The sequence below is a fragment of the Amycolatopsis sp. NPDC051102 genome, from assembly GCF_040682815.1.
In the GTDB taxonomy this organism is placed as follows: Bacteria; Actinomycetota; Actinomycetes; order Mycobacteriales; family Pseudonocardiaceae; genus Amycolatopsis.
Genome location: NZ_JBFBBT010000010.1, coordinates 75012 through 95170, shown reverse-complemented (window position 1 = coordinate 95170; position 20159 = coordinate 75012). Strand labels below are relative to the sequence as shown.

At 72.1% G+C, this 20159-nt stretch carries 15 protein-coding genes; 10 read left to right on the top strand and 5 right to left on the bottom strand.

From position 1 onward, the window contains the following. Window positions 1-9 precede the first annotated feature (9 nt). Both AB0M93_RS26580 and AB0M93_RS26575 read left to right on the top strand, forming a co-directional pair. A complete protein-coding gene (locus AB0M93_RS26580) occupies window positions 10-1539 on the top strand; it encodes a cellulase family glycosylhydrolase (RefSeq protein ID WP_364277344.1) in 1530 nt (509 codons plus the stop codon). A 31-nt stretch (window positions 1540-1570) separates the two neighbouring features. Then, on the top strand, window positions 1571-3400 hold the full coding sequence (locus AB0M93_RS26575; protein ID WP_364277342.1) for a glycoside hydrolase family 6 protein: 1830 nt from the start codon (window positions 1571-1573) through the stop codon (window positions 3398-3400). A gap of 189 nt (window positions 3401-3589) precedes the next feature. On the opposite strand, the gene AB0M93_RS26570 is transcribed toward AB0M93_RS26575, so the two are convergent. Beyond that, a complete protein-coding gene (locus AB0M93_RS26570; RefSeq protein ID WP_364277339.1) occupies window positions 3590-4120 on the bottom strand; it encodes a GNAT family N-acetyltransferase in 531 nt (176 codons plus the stop codon). 51 nt (window positions 4121-4171) lie between these two features. Further along, complete coding sequence (locus AB0M93_RS26565; RefSeq protein WP_364277336.1) at window positions 4172-5443, bottom strand: ABC transporter substrate-binding protein; 1272 nt, start codon at window positions 5441-5443, stop codon at window positions 4172-4174. A gap of 167 nt (window positions 5444-5610) precedes the next feature. Here AB0M93_RS26565 and AB0M93_RS26560 point away from each other — a divergent pair, with 167 nt between their 5' ends. Further along, window positions 5611-6561, top strand: coding sequence for a LacI family DNA-binding transcriptional regulator (locus AB0M93_RS26560; protein WP_364277333.1), 951 nt, complete (start codon window positions 5611-5613; stop codon window positions 6559-6561). A gap of 45 nt (window positions 6562-6606) precedes the next feature. On the opposite strand, the gene AB0M93_RS26555 is transcribed toward AB0M93_RS26560, so the two are convergent. Next, window positions 6607-7740: a lytic polysaccharide monooxygenase gene (locus tag AB0M93_RS26555; protein WP_364277330.1), complete on the bottom strand. Its 1134-nt coding sequence runs from the start codon at window positions 7738-7740 to the stop codon at window positions 6607-6609. Between the two features lie 168 nt (window positions 7741-7908). Between AB0M93_RS26555 and AB0M93_RS26550 the strand changes: the two genes are divergently transcribed. Both AB0M93_RS26550 and mgrA read left to right on the top strand, forming a co-directional pair. Beyond that, window positions 7909-9102 carry an AGE family epimerase/isomerase gene (locus tag AB0M93_RS26550; protein WP_364277327.1) on the top strand — a complete coding sequence of 398 codons (1194 nt, stop codon included), beginning with the start codon at window positions 7909-7911 and terminating at the stop codon, window positions 9100-9102. Window positions 9103-9137: 35 nt separating this feature from the next. Beyond that, window positions 9138-10142 carry an L-glyceraldehyde 3-phosphate reductase gene (gene mgrA, locus AB0M93_RS26545; protein WP_364277325.1) on the top strand — a complete coding sequence of 335 codons (1005 nt, stop codon included), beginning with the start codon at window positions 9138-9140 and terminating at the stop codon, window positions 10140-10142. A gap of 51 nt (window positions 10143-10193) precedes the next feature. On the opposite strand, the gene AB0M93_RS26540 is transcribed toward mgrA, so the two are convergent. Continuing rightward, window positions 10194-11369: a cellulose-binding domain-containing protein gene (locus AB0M93_RS26540; protein ID WP_364277322.1), complete on the bottom strand. Its 1176-nt coding sequence runs from the start codon at window positions 11367-11369 to the stop codon at window positions 10194-10196. A gap of 506 nt (window positions 11370-11875) precedes the next feature. On the opposite strand from AB0M93_RS26540, the gene AB0M93_RS26535 reads away from it, so the two are divergent. From AB0M93_RS26535 to AB0M93_RS26515, 5 genes are all read left to right on the top strand, one after another. Beyond that, the gene (locus tag AB0M93_RS26535) at window positions 11876-13345 is read left to right on the top strand and encodes a hypothetical protein (RefSeq protein ID WP_364277319.1); all 1470 of its coding nucleotides are present in this window, start codon (window positions 11876-11878) and stop codon (window positions 13343-13345) included. A gap of 128 nt (window positions 13346-13473) precedes the next feature. Next, window positions 13474-14277 carry an AfsA-related hotdog domain-containing protein gene (locus AB0M93_RS26530; protein ID WP_364277316.1) on the top strand — a complete coding sequence of 268 codons (804 nt, stop codon included), beginning with the start codon at window positions 13474-13476 and terminating at the stop codon, window positions 14275-14277. A gap of 41 nt (window positions 14278-14318) precedes the next feature. Then, window positions 14319-15128: a carboxymuconolactone decarboxylase family protein gene (locus AB0M93_RS26525; protein ID WP_364277313.1), complete on the top strand. Its 810-nt coding sequence runs from the start codon at window positions 14319-14321 to the stop codon at window positions 15126-15128. Next, complete coding sequence (locus AB0M93_RS26520; protein ID WP_364277310.1) at window positions 15125-15826, top strand: HAD family hydrolase; 702 nt, start codon at window positions 15125-15127, stop codon at window positions 15824-15826. The genes AB0M93_RS26525 and AB0M93_RS26520 overlap by 4 nt, the downstream gene beginning before the upstream one ends. 26 nt (window positions 15827-15852) lie before the next feature. Next, the gene (locus tag AB0M93_RS26515; protein ID WP_364277307.1) at window positions 15853-16854 is read left to right on the top strand and encodes an NAD(P)-dependent alcohol dehydrogenase; all 1002 of its coding nucleotides are present in this window, start codon (window positions 15853-15855) and stop codon (window positions 16852-16854) included. A gap of 338 nt (window positions 16855-17192) precedes the next feature. Here the strand turns inward: AB0M93_RS26515 and AB0M93_RS26510 are convergent, their stop codons facing one another. After that, a complete protein-coding gene (locus tag AB0M93_RS26510) occupies window positions 17193-19946 on the bottom strand; it encodes a cellulose binding domain-containing protein (RefSeq protein ID WP_364277305.1) in 2754 nt (917 codons plus the stop codon). Window positions 19947-20159 lie beyond the last annotated feature (213 nt).

The following is a 20159-nucleotide window of genomic DNA, read 5'->3' as shown; positions in this document are numbered from 1 at the left end:
AGGCACTTGATGAAGCGACTGCTCTCACTGGTGGTCGCCGCACTGGTCGGGGGCGCCGTTCTCACGGCGTCCCCGGCCGCCGCGGCCCTCCAGACGACTGCGGCGGCCGGCACCGGCACCGGGTTCTGGCACGCCAGCGGATCCCAGCTGGTCGACTCGACCGGCGCGCCGGTCCGGATGACCGGCGTCAACTGGTTCGGCGCCGAGACCGGCAACTACGCGCCGCACGGGCTGTGGAGCCGCAACTACAAGGACATGCTCGACCAGATGGCCGGGCTCGGGTACAACACGCTGCGGCTGCCGTACTCGAACCAGCTGTTCGACAGCGGTTCGAAGCCGGTCAGCATCGACCAGGTGCAGAACCCGGACCTGCAGGGCCTGACCGGGCTGCAGGTGCTGGACAAGATCGTCGCGTACGCCGGTGTCAAGGGCATGCGCGTGCTGCTGGACCGGCACCGGCCGGACTCCGGCGCGCAGTCCCCGCTCTGGTACACCAGTGCGTACTCCGAAAGCCGCTGGATCTCCGACTGGACGATGCTGGCCCAGCACTACAAGGGCAACCCGACGGTGATCGGCGCGGACCTGCACAACGAGCCGCACTCGATCCAGGGCGGCGGCGGGGCCTGCTGGGGCTGCGGCGACACCGCGACCGACTGGCGGCTGGCCGCCGAACGGGCCGGCAACGCCGTGCTGGCGGCGAACCCGGACTGGCTGATCGTCGTCGAGGGCGTGGACTGCGTCAGCGGCACCGGCGACCCGCAGTGCGGCTGGTGGGGCGGCAACCTCTCCGGGGCCAAGCAGTTCCCGGTGCGGCTGTCCAAGCCGGACAAGCTCGTCTACTCGGCGCACGAGTACGCGACGTCGGTGTTCGCCCAGACGTGGTTCTCCGACCCGGCGTTCCCGGCGAACCTGCCCGCGCTGTGGGACCACTTCTTCGGCTACCTGCAGAAGCAGAACATCGCGCCGGTGCTGCTCGGCGAGTTCGGCTCCACGCTCGCCGACCCGCGCGACAAGGTGTGGCTGCAGGAACTGATGAAGTACGCCGGGACGGGCACGTCCGGGATGAGCTTCACGTACTGGTCGTGGAACCCGAACTCCGGGGACACCGGCGGCATCCTCAACGACGACTGGACCACGGTCAACCAGACCAAGCAGGCGATCCTGCAGCCGTACCTGATCCCCCCGGTGGGCTCCGGCGGCAACCCGGGCGACCCGCCGCCCGCGGCGAGCTGCGCGGTCACCTACCACGTCGACAACACGTGGCAGGGCGGGTTCGTCGCCTCCGTGACCCTGAAGAACACCGGGACGTCCGCGCTGAAGAACTGGGCGCTCGGCTGGACCGTGCCGGCCGGCACGCAGATCACCGGCGGCTGGAACGCGACGGTCTCGCAGACCGGGCAGCAGGCGAGCGCGAAGGCACCCACCTGGGCACCCGACCTCGCCGGCGGCGCGTCGGTGTCGATCGGCATCCAGGCCACCGGCCCCTCGACCGGCGCACCCGGCGGCTTCGCCGTCGGCGCGACCGCCTGCACCACCTGACCCACCCACCGAACACTAAGGAGCGCACTCGATGAAGAGTGAATTCTGGTCCGCGAAGAGGAAGACACGGTTCGCCGTGGCCTCCTCGGTGACGGCGGCGGCGATGACCGCCGGCTTGCTGGTGGCCGGGGGCAGTCCGGCGGGCGCCGCCACCGGCTGCAAGGTCACCTACACGGTCAACCAGTGGGACACCGGCTTCACCGCCAACATCGCCGTGACCAACCTGGGCGACGCCGTTTCGTCCTGGAACGTCGAATGGGACTTCGGCGGCAACCAGCAGGTGCAGCAGGGCTGGAGCGCCACGTTCAGCCAAAGCGGCAAGCACGTGAGCGCGAAGAACCCGTCGTGGGGCGGGAACCTCGGCTCGAACGCCTCGGCGAGCTTCGGCTTCAACGGCTCTTATTCGGGCACGAACGACATCCCGACGTCGTTCTCGCTCAACGGCGCCCACTGCGACGGCACCCCGGGCGGCACGACGACGACGCCGACCACACCGACCACCCTGACGACGACGCCGACCACCCCGACGACACCGACCACGCCCACCACCCCGACGACGGTCACCACGACGCCGCAGCCGGGGACCCACGTGGACAACCCGTACGCCGGGGCCAAGGGGTACGTGAACCCCGACTGGTCGGGCGAGGTGAGCGCGGCGGCCGCGGCCAAGGGCGGCACGCTCGGCGCGCAGATGGCCAAGGTGGCCAACACCTCGACCGCGGTGTGGCTGGACCGGATCGCCGCGATCGCCGGCACCACCGATTCGCGGGGCCTGCGCGGGCACCTCGACGCGGCGCTGGCCCAGGCGAGCGGCGGCACCCCGGTGACGATCCAGGTCGTCGTCTACGACCTGCCGAACCGCGACTGCGCGGCGCTGGCGTCCAACGGTGAGCTGAAGGCCGCCCAGAACGGCCTGGCCCGCTACAAGAGCGAGTACATCGACCCGATCGCCTCGATCATGGCCGACCCGAAGTACGCGCCGCTGCGGATCGTGGCGATCGTCGAACCGGACTCGCTGCCCAACCTCATCACGAACACCTCGATGGCGACGTGCGCCGAGGCGCAGTCCAGCGGGGTGTACACGCAGGGCATCCAGTACGCGCTGAACAAGCTGCACGCGATCTCCAACGTCTACAACTACCTGGACATCGCGCACTCGGCGTGGCTGGGCTGGGACAGCAACTTCCAGCCGTTCGTCAACCTGGTGAAGCAGACCCTGCAGGGCACCACGGCCGGCGTGAACAGCATCGACGGCTTCATCAGCGACACGGCGAACTACACGCCGCTGACCGAGCCGAACCTGCCCGACCCGAGCCTGACCGTCGGCGGGCAGCAGCTGAAGTCGGCGACGTTCTACCAGTGGAACCCGTACTTCGCCGAGGTGCCCTTCGCCACGGCGATGTACAACGCGTTCGTTTCCGCGGGCCTGCCCAGCGGGATCGGCATGCTGATCGACACCTCGCGCAACGGCTGGGGCGGCGCGGCCCGGCCCAGCGGGGCCTCGGGGTCCACTGTGGACAGCTACGTCGACTCGGGCCGGATCGACCGGCGGCTGCACCGCGGCAACTGGTGCAACCAGAGCGGCGCGGGTCTGGGCGTCCGGCCGACGGCCTCGCCGGCGGCGCACTTCGACGCCTACGTCTGGATCAAGCCGCCGGGTGAGTCCGACGGCGCCAGCGCGCAGATCCCGAACGACGAAGGCAAGGGCGCGGACCCGATGTGCGACCCGACCTTCCACGGCAGCCAGCAGGCCAACGGCGGCAACCTGACCGGCGCGCTGCCGAACGCCCCGCTGTCGGGCAAGTGGTTCGAGACCCAGTTCGAGCAGCTGGTCCAGAACGCCTACCCGGCGGTGCAGTAACCAACTCCGGGCCGGGCGGTGCCGCGCAGCCGCCGTCCGGCCCGGTCTCCACCCCGGCGAGCGCGGCCCGTCCCGCCGGGCCCGCTCGCCGCTGTCCCGCCTGGCCGCCTGACCGGTCGGGCGGGACCGCGGGGTCCGGCCCGCCGTCGACGGTGACCCGGGCCGGATCCCGCGGCGCCCGCGGCGGCCTCAGCCGAGGTCCTTGCGGAAGCTGAGCCGGTCCAGTCCCGGCCCGTCGTAGTCGGGCTGGACCGGCAACCCCTCGAACTCCTTCGGCCCTGGTTCGGTGACGAACCCCATCCGGGTGTGGAACGCGTGCGAACCCTTGTTCACCGGCGACGTGATCGCCCGTACCACCGAGCGCCCGTGCGCGCGGCTGTAGGCGAAGAAGCGCTCGTACAGCGCGGCGCCCAGCCCGCGCCCACGCTCGGCGGGATCGACCCCGACGAAGTGGATGTAGCTCTCGGCCGGCCGCGACGGCGAGAGGAACCCGATCAGGAACGCGACGATCCGGTCCTCGGCGGTCACCACGGAACTGCTGTCGGTGAAGTGCTGGAACATCAGCTTCGGCAGCAGCAGCGCCCGCTGGCGGGAGCCTTCCGCCCCGCCGAGGCCGCCCCACCAGCCGTCCAGCAGGGCGAGCACGGGCAGGTGGTCGGCGGGCGTGGGCGGGCGCACCGCGAAGTCCTGCCACGGCGGGGGCAGGGGAGTGGTGGTCATGCCGGCCACCCTGCCGCCTCCGGCGCGCGCCGGCCAGCGGATTTCGGGCGCTCACGGCACGAGCCGGTGCACCCCGATCAGCACCTGCTGCCACACAGCGGCCGGGTCGGCGCCCTGCTCGACCGACCTGAGTGCCGGGGCGATCACCGTCTCCTGGATCTTGCCGTCGCCGGGCCCCTTGTACTGCGGTTTCCCGACCTTGCGGGCCTGCGCGACGAAGACCTGGCCGCTCAGCGCCCCGCCGAAGTAGCCGTTCATCTCGCTGAGCAGGTCCGGCGAGGTGAAGGCGTCGACCTGGCTGGGGAAGTTGCCGCTCACCCGGAAGGCGTGCAGCTGCTGCTCCGGCGCGGTCAGCCAGGCGGCGAGCGCGGCGGCCTCCCGCTGGTGCGGGCTCGCGGCCGGCACGGTGAGGTAGGACCCGCCCCAGTTGCCGCCGCCGTCGGGGAAGACGTCGGTGAGCGCCCACTTGCCCGCGTTGCCGATGCCGGCCTGCTGCTCGATCTGCCCGAGCATCCACGAGGGACAGACCTTCGTCGCGAAGGCGCCGGTGCGCAGCCCGTTGTTGCCGTCGTCGGCGAAGGCGGTGAGGCCGGCCGACTGCCCCTGCTTGACCGCGGCGGTGACCTGGTCCCAGGCGCCCTGCAGCCCGGTGTTGGTTTCGAGCGTCGAGTGGTCGTCGCGGTCGAGGTAGCCGACCGGGAGCTGGTTGACCATGGCGTTGAAGGTCTGCGCCGCGGAGTCGAACCAGGCCTTGCCGTGCGAGCGTTTGACGTACTTCTCGCCGGCGTTGAAGAAACTGTCCCAGGTCGCGAACATCGTCTTCACCGAACCCGGGTCGGTGGGCAGGCCGGCCGCGTCGAGCAGGTCCTTGCGGTAGCACATGGCCAGCGGCCCGATGTCCGTGCCGTAGCCGACGAGCTTGCCGTCCTTGCTGCGGCCCGCCTCGTACTTCCACTCCAGCCAGCGGCCGGGTTTGACGTCGGGCGGCCCGATCTTCGCCAGGTCGGCGAACTTCGCCGACTGCGCGAGCACGTCGGCGAGGTGGCCCTCCTCGACGGCCTGGACGTCGGCGAGGCCCTCGCCCTTCTGCAGCTTGTCCAGCAGGTCCTGGTGGTACGGCCCGCCCTGCTCGGCCCGCACCTGGCGGATGGTGAGCCCGGGGTGGGTGAACTCGTAGCCGGGGATGAGGTCGTCGTAGCCGAACTCCCCGAACGTGGCGATGGTGAGCGTGATGCGCTCCGGCGTGGCGGGCCCGCAGCCGCCGGTCAGGACGAGCAGGACGGCGGCGGTGGCGACGGCCAGCTGTCTTCGGATCTGCCTCATGCGCGCGTACTCCCCGTTCGCGGCCCGCTCTCGGCCTCCGTTGGCTGGGAGCGCTCCCGGGTGGAGTCTTGTTTCCCGGTGCGGCGGGTGTCAAGGTTCGCGACGGCGGGTGTCCGGGCGGACACGGACCGCGGGCCGCGGCTGTTGCGGTGCAACGAAGGGGTGCGATGAAGCGTCCGACGATCACCGACATCGCGCGGGAGGCCGGCGTCTCCAAGGGCGCGGTCTCCTACGCCCTCAACGGCCGCCCCGGCGTCTCCGAGGCGACCCGGAAGCGGATCACCGAGATCGCCCGCGAACTCGGGTGGGCCCCCAGCAGCACCGCCCGGGCGCTGTCCGGCGGCCGCGCCGGGGCGACCGGCCTGGTCCTCGACCGGTCCCTCGAAGCGTTCGTGCCGGCCCTGCTCGACGGGTTCGAGGGCGAGCTGCTGCTGCAGGTCGCCGCCGGCCGGGACGCGGCGCTGGCGATCTACCGCCGCTGGCGGGCCGAACGGAAGGTCGACGGCGTGCTGCTCACCGATCCGGGGTGCGCGCCGGAGCTGGTGCGGATCGGCCTGCCGGCGGTCGTGCTCGGCGGCCCGGGCGGGGTGCCCGGCGTCCCGTCGGTGCTGGTGGACGACGTCAGCGGCGCGCTCGAGGCGCTGGAGTACCTCGCCGCGCTGGGGCACCGGCGTGTCGTCCGCATCGCGGGCGCGGCCACGTTCGCCGACCCCGCGGCGCGGGAGCGGGCCTTCACGACGGCGACGACCGGCCTGCCGCACCCGGGCACGGTCCACCCGGAACCGTCGGCCGACGCGATCCGGCGCGTGCTGGCCGCACACCCGCGGCCCACGGCGCTGCTGTGCGACACCGACGACCTCGCGGTGGCCGCGCTCGCCGCCGCGCGCGAGCTCGGCCTCTCGGTGCCCCGTGACCTCTCGGTCGTCTCGTGGGACGACACCCCGCTGTGCCGGCTGGTCCGCCCGGCGCTCACCGCGATCCGGCGGCCGCTGGCCGAACTCGGCGCGCTCGCGGCCGCCGTCCTGCAGGACGTGCTGGCCGGGGACCGGGCCGGCGACGTGTGCGCGTCCCGGCCGCGGCTGCTCACCCGCGGCAGCACCGGCCCCGCGAACGCGTGAAGGCCGCCCCGCAGGGCGGCCTTCACGGGTGTCCACTGCGGACGGTCAGCTTCCCTGGCAGGTCGGCGACGGGGCGGCGTTGCCCCCCGTCGTGTTGACCACCATCCCGAAGGTGGTCTGGCCGTCGGCGGCGACGCCGCCGTTCCAGTCGGCGTTGCGGACCGTCACCGCCGAACCGGACTGGCTCAGCGTGCCGTTCCACACGCTGGCGATCGTCTGGCCCGAGGGCAGTGTCCAGCCCACCTGCCAGCGCGAGTACGCCGAGGTGCCGTGGTTCATCACCGTCACCGTGGCCTGGTAGCCGCCGCTCCACGTGTTGGTGATCTCGTACATCGCCATGCACGAGCCCGGCGGGGTCGTCGGGGTGGTGGGCGTGGTGGGCGTGGTCGGGGTCGTCGGCGTGGTGGGGGTGGTCGGGGTGGTGGGGCCGGTCGGCGTCGTCGGGGTGGTCGGGGTGGTGGTCGGGCCGCCGCCCTGGTCCTTCACGCCGGTGACCTCGCCGTGCCCGCCGTCGAACACGACGTCGGAGCAGCCGTAGAACGTCTCGGCGCTGTCCGAGCGCTTCCACACCGAGTAGATGATGTGCCGGCCGGACTTGTTCGACGGCAGCGCGCCGCTCCACTTGTACTGGCCGTCCACCGTGCCCACCTGGCCGGTCACCGGCGGGTGGTCCACCGTCAGGAACGGCTGGTCCTCCAGCGAGTCCCAGGTCAGCGGCTGGTTCGGGTCCCAGCCGTCCTTCGTCACGTAGGTGTAGAACCAGCCCGGGTGGGCGGCCCACGCGTTGTAGGAGAAGTCGAACTGGGCACCGGCGGTGAGGTGGGTCAGCGGCCACGCGCCGACACCGTCGAAGCCCGCGTAGTTCGGGTTCCCGCCCGAGCACAGCTTCCCGTCGGGGATGAACCCGCGCGTGCGGCCCGCGCCGTCGGAGCGCAGCACGCCGAACCAGTTGTACAGCGAGTTGGCGCTGCTGATGGCGACCGCGGCCGCGCAGGCGGGGTTCTGGGGCTTGATCTCGCCGGTCGAGCTGAGCCCGTCCTGCCAGCACAGGAAGGTCCGGCTGCCCGGTTTCATCATGGCGCCGTGCGCCTCGGCGGTGCCGGTGCTGAGCAGAACGGCGGTCAGGCTCGCCAGCAGCACGGTGACGGCGGCGAGGATCGTACTTCGTCTCCTGGTCACGTCTGTCCCTTCGGTGGGTAGCGTGCGTCGAAGACTGGGAGCGCTCTCACGATCAGGATACGCGGTGGCGGTCACTTCCGGAACAGCCCAAGGTGACCTTGGCGGCCGCCTTGGCCTACCTTGGCGCAGGGCCGCCCGAACCGGGCCGGCCGTGGCGAAAGGCAGAGAGTGGACAGTCCGTCTTCGGTGCCCGCCTGGGTGCGCGCCGAGCCCGCCCGGCTCCTCGGGTTCGCCCGCGGCGCGGTGCACCCCGGTGGCGGGTTCGCCTGGCTCGACGACGCCGGGCGACCGGTGCTCGACCGGCCCGTCGAGACCTACATCACCTGCCGGATGACGCACGTCTTCGCGCTCGCGTCGCTGCGGGGAGCGGACGACGGCGAGCTGGTCGCGCACGGCGTCAAGGCGCTGACCAGCCTGCTGCGGGACCCGGAGCACGGCGGCTGGTACGCCTCGACGGCCCTGACCGAGAAGCGGGCCTACGAGCACGCCTTCGTCGTGCTGGCCGCCGCGAGCGCGGCCGCCGCCGGTGCCGAAGGCGCGGAGCCGCTGCTGGCCGAGGCGCTCGAGGTCGTCGGACGCCGGTTCTGGGAGCCGGGCCCCGGCCGCGTCGCCGACGTCTGGGACCGCGGCTGGACGCGGCTCGAGGACTACCGCGGCGCGAACGCCAACATGCACACCGTCGAGGCGTTCCTCGCCGCCGCGGACGTCACCGGCGACGCCGGGTGGACGGACCGTGCACTGTCCATTGTGGAGCATCTGGTGCACGGCGAAGCCCGCGCGCACGGCTGGCTGCTCCCGGAGCACTACGACGCGGACTGGCAGGGGCGCCCGGAGTTCAACCGCGCCGAGCCCGCCGACCGGTTCCGCCCGTTCGGCGCGACGATCGGGCACCTCTTCGAGTGGGCACGGCTGGCCGTCCACCTCGGCCGCGCGCTCGGGGCGGCCGCGCCGGCGTGGCTGGTGCCGGACGCGGCCGCGCTGTTCGAGACCGCGGTCCGGTACGGCTGGGCCGCCGACGGGCGGCCGGGCTTCGTCTACACCACGGACTTCGCCGGGACGCCGGTCGTGCGCACCCGGCTGCACTGGGTGGTGACCGAGGCGATCGCCGCCGCCTGGACGCTGCACCAGGAAACCGGCGACCCGGCCTACCTCGCCCGGTTCCGGGAGTGGTGCGAGCACGCCGAAACCTGCTTCGTGGACCGGGAACTCGGTTCGTGGCACCACGAACTCGACCCGGAGAACCGGCCCGCCGCGACGGTGTGGCCCGGCAAACCGGACGTCTACCACGCATACCAGGCGACGCTGCTGCCCGCGCTGCCGCCCGCCGCGTCCTTCGCCGGCGCGCTCCGCCCGCGTCGTTAGACTGGCCGGGCCGTCCCTTCCCGACAAGGAGAACCATGTCGCCTTTCGTCGCGGCCGAAGACCGGTACGCGGACATGCCGTACCGGCGGGCCGGGCGCAGCGGGCTGAAGCTGCCCGCCGTGTCGCTCGGCCTGTGGCACAACTTCGGGGACGACAAGCCCCTCGACGTCCAGCGGGCGGTGCTGCGCCGCGCGTTCGACCTCGGGGTGACGCACTTCGACCTGGCCAACAACTATGGCCCGCCGCCCGGCGCGGCCGAGGCGAACTTCGGGCGGCACTTCGCCGCCGACTTCCGCCCGTACCGCGACGAGATCCTGGTGTCGTCCAAGGCCGGCTACCTGATGTGGGACGGCCCGTACGGCGAGTGGGGCTCGCGCAAGAACCTGCTGGCCAGCCTGGACCAGAGCCTCGCCCGGACCGGCCTGGACCACTTCGACGTCTTCTACTCCCACCGCCCGGACCCGGAGACCCCGATCGAGGAGACGATGGGGGCGCTCGACACCGCCGTCCGCTCGGGCAAGGCGCTGTACGCGGGCATCTCCAACTACTCGCCGGAGCAGACGACGGCCGCGCTCGCCGCGCTGAAGGACCTCGGCACGCCGCTGCTGATCCACCAGCCGTCCTACTCGATGCTCAACCGGTGGGTCGAGGACGGCCTGCTCGACACCCTGGACGAGCACGGCGTCGGCTCGATCGCCTACTCGCCGCTGAGCCAGGGCCTGCTGACCGACCGCTACCTCGACGGCGTCCCGGCCGACTCGCGGGCGGCCGGCGCCAGCCCGTTCCTGACCCGCGACCGCCTCACCGAGGACACGCTGGGCACGATCCGCGCGCTGAACGACGTCGCGAAGCGGCGGGGGCAGACGCTGGCGCAGCTGGCCATCGCCTGGGTGCTGCGCCGCGGCCGCGTCACCTCCGCGCTGATCGGGGCCAGCAGCGTCGCGCAGCTCGAGAACACCGTCGCGGCCACCGCGAACCTGGAGTTCACCGACGACGAGCTGGCCGAGATCGACCGGATCGTCCTGCCCCGGCCGTCGTGAGTGGTAAGGCGAGTTAGAACTCGCCTTACCACTCACGACCAGCGCGCGGTTTCAGCAGCCGATCCGCGAGGTGCCGACGGCGACGTCGTCGAACCACAGCGTGTCGGCGTCGCCGGCGTAGCTCTCCCAGCCGAGCCGCAGGTCGGTCAGGGCCGGGTGCCAGGCCCGGGCCAGCCACTGCTGGTCGATGTCGGGGGTCGGGACGCCGTCGACGACCAGCCCGGGCACCTGGGCCGAGTTCAGCCACGTCCGCAGCTGTCCGGCGGCCCCGTCGACCTCGAACTCGAAACAGGACCAGGTGCCGGTGGGCAGCGGGACGCTCTGGGCGACTCCGGCCGGGCTCTGCGCGGGCAGCGTCGCGTCGTCGGACTCGCGGTTCCACTGCAGGGCCTGGTTCTGCCCGCCGGCGCGCAGGTCGCGGCCGTTGTCGGCGGTGTCGTGCATGGCCATGAAGGCGACGTGCCCGGTCGGCAGCGCCGTCGTGTGGCGGACCCAGAACCGGCCGAACAGCGGGCCCGAGCCGAGGCCGGTGAGGCTGGTGCCGAGGAACGCGTGGTTGCAGTAGCCGCCCTGGCCGGTGACCTTGACCGAGCGGCTGCCCGAGTGCGCGACCGTGCCGTCGACGGCGACCGTGCCGGTGCCGGTGCAGTTCGCCGCGCCCACGGTCCAGCGCCCGCCCGGCGTGCTGCCGGTCTGCTGCTCGAAGTCGTCGCAGATCGTCGCGGACGAGCAGCCGGCGGGCGGCGGCCCGGACGTCGTCGTGGTCGGGGTCGTCGGCGTGGTGGGTGTCGTGGGGGTGGTCGGCGTGGTCGTCGTCGGGGGTGCGGGGTCGCCGCACGACACGCCGTTCAGCGCGAAGTCGGTGGGCGTGGCGTTCGTCCCGCTGTAGGTGCCCTGGACGCCGAAGGAGACCGTGCCGCCGGCGGGCAGCGAGCTGTTGTACGGCAGGCTTTCGGCGGTGACCGCGGTGCCGGACTGCCGGACGGTCGCGTTCCAGGCCGACGTCACCGACTGGTTCCCGGCGTAGTGCCAGGTGAGCGTCCAGGAGGAGAGCGCGGTGGCGCCGTTGGTCACCGCGATGTCGGCGGTGTACCCGGTCTGCCACTGGTTGACGCGGTAGGCGACCGAGCACGCGGGCGCGGCGGCGGCCGGCCCGGCCACGACGACCGCGGTGGTGCCCGCCGCGGCGAGGCAGAGCGCGGCGAGGGCGCCGGCGAACCTGTTCATCGGGTCCTCCCGGGACGCGGACAGGGGCGCCGTGGCCTGCACCACGACGCCCCTGGGTGGTGGCCGCGTTCTGGCGAGGCGACCTGGCATGGGAGCGCTTCCAGCCGCGGTGAAGGTAACCCCCGCGTGTCGGTCTTGTAAAGCGCGACCCGGACGCGGCCCGATCCGGTGGTCCGTTTTCCGGAACCGGGCCGGCTTCAGTGTCCACTGAACACTCCTGAACGGCCGAATCCGTTGGGGCGCAGGCCATGTCCGTGGTCGCGCTGCGCCACCGGGCCGCGGGCCCTGACACCGCCGTTGGGGTGGTTTCCGGGAATCCGCGGCAAGATCACGAACGAGGTCTCGCGGCCGCCCGTGTTGGGAGCGCTCTCAGCGTTCACTCTTGTTGCGTACTCAACCTCTCGGGAATCGCGCGGTCCCGGCCCCGTGACGTCCTGGGCTCCCGCGGTCACGCTGCGGTACTGTCGTCGGAGTGCACCCGTACTCCGGAAATCGTTGGATGAACGATGAGTCGACAGGCCAAACCAGGGAGTAAGCCGTACCGTGCACAACTGCGCGACCGGCTGGCCGCCTTGGGCTTCCCCGAGGAGGCGATTCCGGCCCGGGTGGCGGAAAACCTGATCGTCGAGTGCGGGATCCCGCCGCGCACCGCGTGGCGGCTGGCGTCCGAGCTTTCGCTGGACGTCGCCGCGCACCAGTACAACGCGGTCACCGGCGACCCCCGCGCGGGCATGCGCGGCACGCGCATCTGGGAGTACGAGCAGTGGCCCGAGCGCGGTGTCCGGCCCACGATCGCCGCGCTGCGCGTGCTGGCGCAGGTCTACGGCACCGGCTGGAAGTGCCTGCTGGGGCTGCGTGACCTCGAGCAGCTGCCGGCCAAGGACCTCGCCGAGTACCACGCCGAGGCGGAGCCCCCGGCGCTCGTCGCGCCCGAGCCCGAGTCGCCGCCGGCGCGCACCCTCGCGCGCGCCCGGGTCCGGCCGGACGAAGCCCGGTTCGACGACGAAATCGGGGCAGGCGCCCTCGATGACGCGATGCTGCTCACCACGACGAACGTCGACGACGTCCAGCTCGACGACCTGTGGTCGGACCTCGACTTCCTCGCCGGCTCCTACACCCGGACCGCCCCCGAATCGATCCTCGGCCAGCTCGCGGTGATCGAGGAGCGGACCTCGGCCCTGCTCAAGGGCCGCCAGCGGCCGAAGCAGACCCGGGACCTCCTGCTCATCGGCGCGAAGTCCAGCGCGATGATGGCGTGGATCGCGGGCGACCTGGGCCGGTACCGGCTCGCGCGCGACCTCAACTCCGCGGCCTGGCTCTACACCCAGTACGCCGACGACTTCCTCGCCCGGCGCTGGGTGCGCACGTCCCAGGCGCGGGTCGCGTTCTGGGCGGGCAACGGCATCGAGTCCGCGAAGCTCGCCGCCGACGGGCTCAACTACCACGCCCCCGGCCGGCTCACGGACGCGCCGCTGATCCTCGCCGAGGCGCGCGGCTGGTCGTCGGTGCAGGCCGAACAGCAGGTGCTGGACGCGATCGCGCGCTGGAGCAGCATCGAGGACCCCGACCCCGGTCCCGGCGGCGACGACCGGTTCTTCAACATCACGAAGGACCGGCGCCACTACATGGCGGGCAACTCGCTGCTGTCGGTCGGGCAGGCGTCCGCCGCGCTGCGCGAGTTCTCGACCGCCCGCGAGGCCTTCGAGAAGCTGTCCCTGGAGAACCGCTGGGAAGCCATGGACCCGATGATCCGGATCGACACCGGCCGCGCCCACCTGCGGCTCGACGATCTCGACGCGGCCGCCGCACAGGTGGGACCACTGCTGGACGCGGGGGTGGGCAAACAGCCGGACATGGTGCGGGCCATGCTGAAGCTCATGGCCACCGACTTGTCCGCACCGCGCTGGCGTTCGGCCACGACGGCCCGCGACCTCGCCGAGGCACTCCTGGACGCCCACGCTTCGGCGCGGCCGTGACTGTGACATCGGGGGCTTCGCCCCCAGCCGGGGGCTCCGCCACCCGGAAACCTCCGAAAGAATGTGTGACCTCCAGGGCTTCGCCCCTGGCCGAAGTGCCCGACCCGATCCGGACGGAGGCTGCCCACGTGGCGCCCGACGATGTCTCGTGCCCGCAGACCCCGCGCCGGGAGATCCCGGCGCTCGCCGGCCACACCCGGCGGGACGTGGTGGTCGTCGCCGACCGCTTCGCGCGCTTCGCCCGCGGGGACCGCGTGCTCACCCTGTCGGGCCTGCTCGGCCTGCTCGACTCCGGGGCGCTGCGGGCGTCGGGCTGCCACTGGGTCGTCCACCTCGGCCAGGGCATCGACTGCACCGACGGCGACCTGCTCGAAGCCGCCTGCGACAAGACCGAAGGGACGGTGTGCCTGGCCGACCCGCAGGCGTTCCGGCAGGCGCCCGAACGGCCGGCGATCGTCCACAAGGACCGGCCGGAGAACGTGCTGCTCGCCGGCGTGCACAGCCCCGTGCCCGAGCACTGCCGGGCCGAACTGCGGATCCACCGGGACAACGAACTGGTCCTCGACCACCACACCGGCGAGCACGTCCAGGGCATCGTGATCATCGAGGCGATGCGGCAGATCTGCATCGCCCAGTTCGAGACCGCCGTCCGCCCCGGCCTGGCCCCGGTCTCCTACGCCGGGGTCTGGCAGCGGATCGACCTGTCCTTCGAGGACTTCCTGTTCCCGCTGCCGGCCACGGTCGAGTCGCTGATCCTCGAGTCCGACCTCGGCCGGGACACCAACCTGAAGTTCCGCGCCACCACGGCGGTGCGCCAGCAGGGGCGCACCGTGGCCACCGCGGGCATCGAGTACTCGATGATCGCGCAGGGCCGCATCGACACCCTCGAACGGCGCAAGGCCGACCAGGCCACCCGGGCCTACCTCGGCTGAGCCGGATCCCCGCACGAACCCCGAAGGGAAACCACCGCACGATGTCCGACGTTCAGGAGCAGGACCGCTCCGCGTCCTTCGCCCAGGGCCTGAAACTCATCCAGCAGCTCGGCGGCGTCGAACGACCCGCCGTGCTGGACCTGTTCGAGAGCATCGGGGAAGCCGAGTTCGGCGAGCAGTGCGTCGGGCTCATCTACGGCGACGTCTACCACCGGCCCGGGCTGCCGCTGCCGGAACGCCAGCTGGTGACGGTCGCCGCGCTCACCGCGCTCGGCTACGCGGGCTCGCAGCTGCAGTTCCACGCCAAGGCCGCGCTCAACGTCGGCTGCACCCGCCGCCAGCTGGTCGAAGCCGTCATCCACGTCAGCTCGTTCGCCGGGTTCCCGGCCACGCTGAACGCGCTGACGGCGCTCAAGGCCGCCTTCGAGGGCCTGCCCGAAGACGAGCCGGCGCCGAAGCAGGCGGCCGTGCCGTGGGCGGGCATCGAGGACCGGTACGAGCGCGGCCTGGCCGCGATGAAGGCCGTCGACGGCGAGGCGGGGGAGAAGGTCGCCGCGGCGCTGGCCGACATCGCCCCGGACCTGGCCAGGTACATCATCGAGTTCACCTTCGGCGAGGTCTACACCCGGCCGCACCTGGACCTGCGCCGCCGCGAGATCGTCACCATCGCCGCGTGCATCGCGCTGGGCACCGCGCTGCCGCAGCTGAAGGTGCACATCCACGGCCTGCTCAACGTCGGCGGCACCGAGCAGGAGGTCGTGGAAACCGTGCTGCACCTGGCGTTCTACTGCGGCTTCCCGGCCGCGCTCAACGCCATCGCGGCCGCACGGGAAGTGTTCGCGCAGCGATGACCGAGTTCGAGAAGCTGCACGTGGTCGCGCTCGACTGCGACGGCGTGCTCATCGACGACACCTACCTGGCCATGATCGCCCGGTTCGTCACCGAGCACGGCGGGGTGTACGACGCCGCGGCCGAGCGGGACGTGATCGGCCTGCGCGACATCGTCGTCGCGGAGAAGATCACCCGGCTCTGCGGGCTGGACCAGCCGGCCGAGGAGACGCTGAAGCAGCTGTGGGCGGCGCGGCAGGAGTACCTGGCCGAGCACCCGATCCGCGTCGCCGAAGGCGCGCGGGACTGCCTGGCGGCGCTGGCGAAGCTGCCGGTGCGGCTGGTCTGCTACGGCGGCCGGACGCGCGAGCACACCTTCGACCGGTACCTCGGCGAGTTCGTGGACCTGCTCGATCCCGAGGTGCCGTACGTGAGCATCAACGAGCACCGCCCGGGTGTCGACCACATCGCCCGGACCGTGTTCGGCGTCGGCTTTGACGAGATCGTGTTCGTCGACGACGTCAGCCGGGTGGCCGAGGACGCCCGCGCGCACGGCGCCGGGTTCGTCGGCTTCCCGGCGAGCCCCGCCCACGCGCGGCAACGGGACTTCATGGCCTCCTCCGGTGTCCGGCACTTCGCCGGTTCGCTCGGCGAATTGACCCCGGAACTCCTGGCGATCGTCGACGGGGAGCTCGCGACTTCGACACACTGGGCTCGTTGAGGAGTTCCCCCACCCCTGGAGCCGCTGTGAAGTTCTTTTCCCTGCCCCGTCCCGGCGCCGAGCTCGTCCTCGGCGAGCGTGACGTGCCCGAGCCCGGTCCCGGAGAGGTCCTGGTCCGGTTGCGCGGGTGGGCGCTCAACGCCCGCGACCTGATGATTTTCAAGGGCTTCTACCCGAAGCCGGTGAAGCCGGACGTGATCCCGCTGTCCGACGGCGCGGGCGAGGTCGTCGCGGTCGGCGACGGGGTGCGCGCGTGGTCGGCGGGGGACCGGGTCGCCGCGACGTACTTCCCGGACTGGCTGGCCGGTCCCGGCACGCCCGAGAAGACCGCGGACGACCTGGGCGGCACGCTCGACGGCGTGCTCGCCGAGTACGCCGTCTTCGCCGAGGACGCCCTGGTCGCCGTCCCCGCGCACCTGGACTACGCCGAGGCCGCCACCCTGCCCAGCGCCGGCGTGACGGCGTGGCGGGCCGTCGTCGAAGAGGGCCGCCTGGCACCCGGCCAGTCCGTGCTCACCCTGGGCAGCGGCGGCCTGTCGACGTTCGCGCTGCAGTTCGCCGCGCTCGGCGGCGCCCACGTCGTCGCGACGTCGAGCTCGGACGCGAAGCTGGCCCGGCTGCGCGAGCTCGGCGCCGCCGAGACGCTCAACCACGCGACGACCCCGGAGTGGGGCGCCGCCGTGGCCGAGCTGACCGGCGGCGGCGTCGACCACGTCGTCGACGTGGGCGGCGGTGGCACGATCGGCCAGTCGATGATCGCCGCGCGGTACGGCGGGCACGTCAGCGTCGCCGGCGTGCTGACCCACGAAGGCGGCGCCGACCCGATCCTCGTGCTGGTCAAGCAGCTGACCCTGCGCGGGCTCACCAACGCCTCCCGCGAGACGTTCCAGGCGATGAACCGGGCCGTCGAACGGGCCGGCCTGAAGCCGGTGATCGACCGCCGGTTCGGCTTCGACGAGATCGCCGACGCCGTCAAGCACCTGGAGTCCGGGACTCACATCGGCAAGGTCGTGCTGGAGAGCGCCTGAGCGTTCGCTGTCCGCCGGGTAAGTTTTGCCGGTGCCGGTGGGTATTTTCGTCACCACCGGGTGGTGTTTCCGCAGCTCAGCGCGGGTGTGTGGGGGCGAAAAAGTCCTCTTTGGGCAGGAATGGCGGCTACCCGCGCCACCAGGGAGAGTGGTGGTCACCGGGAGATCGCCCGAGCAGGCTGCGGCTGCTCGGGCCGAGCGCCCGGACTGGGGGCGCGGGGAGGGGGTTTCAACCGCCTGGGGGTGGGTTGAAACCCCCTTCCCGCCCGCGGCCCCAGCCGACGGCCCCGGATGACTCGTCCAGGACCGGGGATCTGGACGAGTCATTCCGGACCGGCTCAGCTCGTCGTGCAGGCCCGCCCGTTGAGCGAGATCGAGCCGGGCCGGGAGTTCACCATCCCCGAACTCCCGGTGAAGCCGAACTCGGCGCTCCCGCCGGCCGGAACGGTGCGGTTCCAGCCCGCGTCGAGCGCGGTCACCGCCGCGCCGCTCTGGGTGACCTGCGCGTTCCACGCCTGCGTCACCTGCTGGCCGTCGGCGAACGTCCACGTCACCGACCAGCCGGTCACCGCGGCGCTGCCGGTGTTGCCGATCTTCACCGAAGCCTGGAACCCGCCCTGCCACTGGTTGGTGACCGTGTAGGCCGCCGTGCAGGAGCCTGTGGGCACCGGGGCGGTGGTCGTCGGCGTGGTCGGTGTCGTGGGCGTGGTGGGTGTCGTCGGGGTGGTCGGCGTGGTCGACGTCGGGGGCGGCGGCTGGCTGCCACCGGACTCGCCCACGATCACGCCCCGGCCGTTCGTGCCCACGTAGACCCGGCCGTACACCCGCGGGTCCCCGGTCAGCGCCGCACCGATGTTCCCGTACTGGTGCTGGTCGTCGTTGATCCGCGTCCACGAACTCCCCGCGTCGTCCGACCGGAAGATCCCGCGCACCCCGCCGATCTTCGCGATCGTGTACAACGCCGGATACGTCCGCCCGGCGGCCGCCTTGCCGAACCCGACGTTGTCGGCTTCGGCGACGTTCGCCAGCTTCGTGAACGAAGCCCCGGAATCGGTGGAGTGCCAGAGCCCGTACGCCGTGCCGGAGCCGCCGGCCAGCCAGATGTCCCCGGCCACCCCCGGCAGCGCCTTGAAGTGCGCGGAGCCGGACGGCAGCCCGGTGGCCGCGGTCGCGGTGAACGTCGCGCCGCCGTCGGTGCTGACGTAGAACTTCCCGGCGGCGAACCCGTAGAACCGCTTCGGGTCGGCCCGGTCGGCCTCGACCACCGCGCCGGCCGGGATGCCGGCGGACGCCGTCCACGACGAGCCGAAGCCGGCGGCGTAGCTGACGTTCGCGCCGTCCGGGCTCCAGACGAAGCGGCTGCCGTCGGCGGCCGCGGCCACCGTGCCGCCGCTGGCGTTTCCGCCCGGTTCGGCGCCCTGGAACCAGTTCTTCCCGCCGTCGGTGGAGAAGGCGATCCGGTTGTCGTTGGGCCGCGCGGAGCGATCCAGCGTGCCCACGCGCACGATCGTCGCCGGGCTCAGCTCGGCGTAGTCCAGGCTGGTGGTCGTGGTGAAGACCGGCTGGGTGTACATCGTGGCCGGGACCGCGTCGAGGCTGTCGTGCCGGAACCCGCCGATGTCGCCGAGGCCCGACAGCAGGGGCGCGCCCGACGGCGGGCTGATCAGGTCGAGCACCGCGGTCTCCTCGAGGCCGCCGACGACCGGCTTGATCGTGATCTTCCCGCCGCTGTCCCACTTCGTGAGGTCGGACGTGCCGTAGACGGTCGCGCCGGTGCCGTAGAGCAGGTGGTTCGAGTCGAACGGGTCGATCTCCACCGATTCCGTCATCCAGCCCAGCTTCGGCGACGGCACCGGGGGAGCGGGCTGGGTGCCGAAGGTCAGCCACGGCACCGAGGAGATGTCCTGGGTGTAGCGCAGCGACCGGTCGGGGTAGCTCGAGAAGTCCCAGATCCGGCTCCAGGTGGCGCCGCCGTCGGTGCTGCGGAAGAAGATCACGTCCGGCCACCACGACACCTGCGTCGCCACCATCAGCGTGTTCGGGTGCTGCCGGTCGATCGTCAGGCCGCTGTAGCCGAAGTAGTCGTCGGAGCTGTCGGAGGGGATCGGGCTGATCCGCGTCCAGGTGCCGGTCTTGATCGCGTACTTCCAGACGTCGCCCTTGGCGCCGTCGTAGGGGCCGCCGGTGTCGCTGGTCGCCAGGTAGAGGTAGCCGCCGGCGCTGTCGACGACGCCCTTGTGCGCCAGGTACCCGGTGGGCTGGCCGGCCAGCCGCGCCCACGTCGTGCCGCCGTCGGTGCTGCGGTAGACGGTGTTCTGCTTGTCCGCGACGCCGACGTAGATCGTCTGCGTGGCGCTGCCGCGGGTGCCGGTCGACGGGTCGAACGTCACCCAGGTGACGCCCTGGTTGTCGCTCTGGTAGCCGGTCGTGTCGTTCGGGTCGGCCACGTAGTTCCCGGGGTTGGGGAAGGCGGTGACCTTCGCCCAGGTGACCCCGGAGTCCGTGCTGCGCCAGAGCCCGTTGCCGCTCGGGGCGCCGAGGTAGAGGACGCTGTTGCGGTTCGGGTCGATCGCCAGCCGCTCGCCCATGCCGCGGCCGGGCATGTTGCCGCCGAGCTTGAACGGCAGCGCGGCCGCCTGCCAGGTCGCGCCGCGGTCGGCCGACCGCAGGATCGCGCCGGGGTTCGGGTCCCAGCTGTTGGTGTACATCCCGGCGGCGACGTAGACCCGGTTCGGGTCGACCGGGTCGGTGGCCAGGCTGACGACGCCGTTGTGCCCCCAGTCGGTCCAGCCGACCGAGTCGAGCAGCGGGAGCCAGCGCCCGGTGGCGGTGTTCCACCGGTACGCGCCGCCGATGTCGGTGCGGGCGTAGACCAGCCCGGGTTCGGTCTGGTTGAAGATGATCCCGGGGACGAACCCGCCGCCGGCGATCTCCGCGTTGCGCCACGTCGTCGCGGCGGCCGCGGCCGAGGCCGCCGGGGAGTCCTGCGCGCCGGCGGTGACCGCGAAGGCGGCCGGCAGCAGCACGGCGAGCGCGGACCCGATGAGGCGTCTCGCGGATCGGAACCGGGACGGGGAATGCGTTCTTGGCACGACGTTGTGCACCTTGGCCTCCACACTCTGGGAGCGCTTCCAGGGCGAAGGTAAACCAGCGTTCGGAGCGTTGTAAAGCGTTCGACGATTTCGGTGAGCCATACCGTCCACAGTGGAATCAACGACGGATCGCGCACGGCTTCGAGGCCAAGGCATGCCGCTTTTGTCGCAATCACATACGTGAACGCCGATCAGGTTTCTGAATCGTTATCA

Excerpts from the sequence above, each read along its gene's own strand:
- AB0M93_RS26580 (WP_364277344.1), top strand. The coding sequence starts at position 10 with ATGAAGCGACTGCTCTCACTGGTGGTCGCCGCACTGGTCGGGGGCGCC.
- AB0M93_RS26575 (WP_364277342.1), top strand. The coding sequence starts at position 1,571 with ATGAAGAGTGAATTCTGGTCCGCGAAGAGGAAGACACGGTTCGCCGTG.
- AB0M93_RS26570 (WP_364277339.1), bottom strand. The coding sequence starts at position 4,120 with ATGACCACCACTCCCCTGCCCCCGCCGTGGCAGGACTTCGCGGTGCGC.
- AB0M93_RS26565 (WP_364277336.1), bottom strand. The coding sequence starts at position 5,443 with ATGAGGCAGATCCGAAGACAGCTGGCCGTCGCCACCGCCGCCGTCCTG.
- AB0M93_RS26560 (WP_364277333.1), top strand. The coding sequence starts at position 5,611 with ATGAAGCGTCCGACGATCACCGACATCGCGCGGGAGGCCGGCGTCTCC.
- mgrA (WP_364277325.1), top strand. The coding sequence starts at position 9,138 with ATGTCGCCTTTCGTCGCGGCCGAAGACCGGTACGCGGACATGCCGTAC.
- AB0M93_RS26540 (WP_364277322.1), bottom strand. The coding sequence starts at position 11,369 with ATGAACAGGTTCGCCGGCGCCCTCGCCGCGCTCTGCCTCGCCGCGGCG.
- AB0M93_RS26535 (WP_364277319.1), top strand. The coding sequence starts at position 11,876 with ATGAGTCGACAGGCCAAACCAGGGAGTAAGCCGTACCGTGCACAACTG.
- AB0M93_RS26525 (WP_364277313.1), top strand. The coding sequence starts at position 14,319 with ATGTCCGACGTTCAGGAGCAGGACCGCTCCGCGTCCTTCGCCCAGGGC.
- AB0M93_RS26520 (WP_364277310.1), top strand. The coding sequence starts at position 15,125 with ATGACCGAGTTCGAGAAGCTGCACGTGGTCGCGCTCGACTGCGACGGC.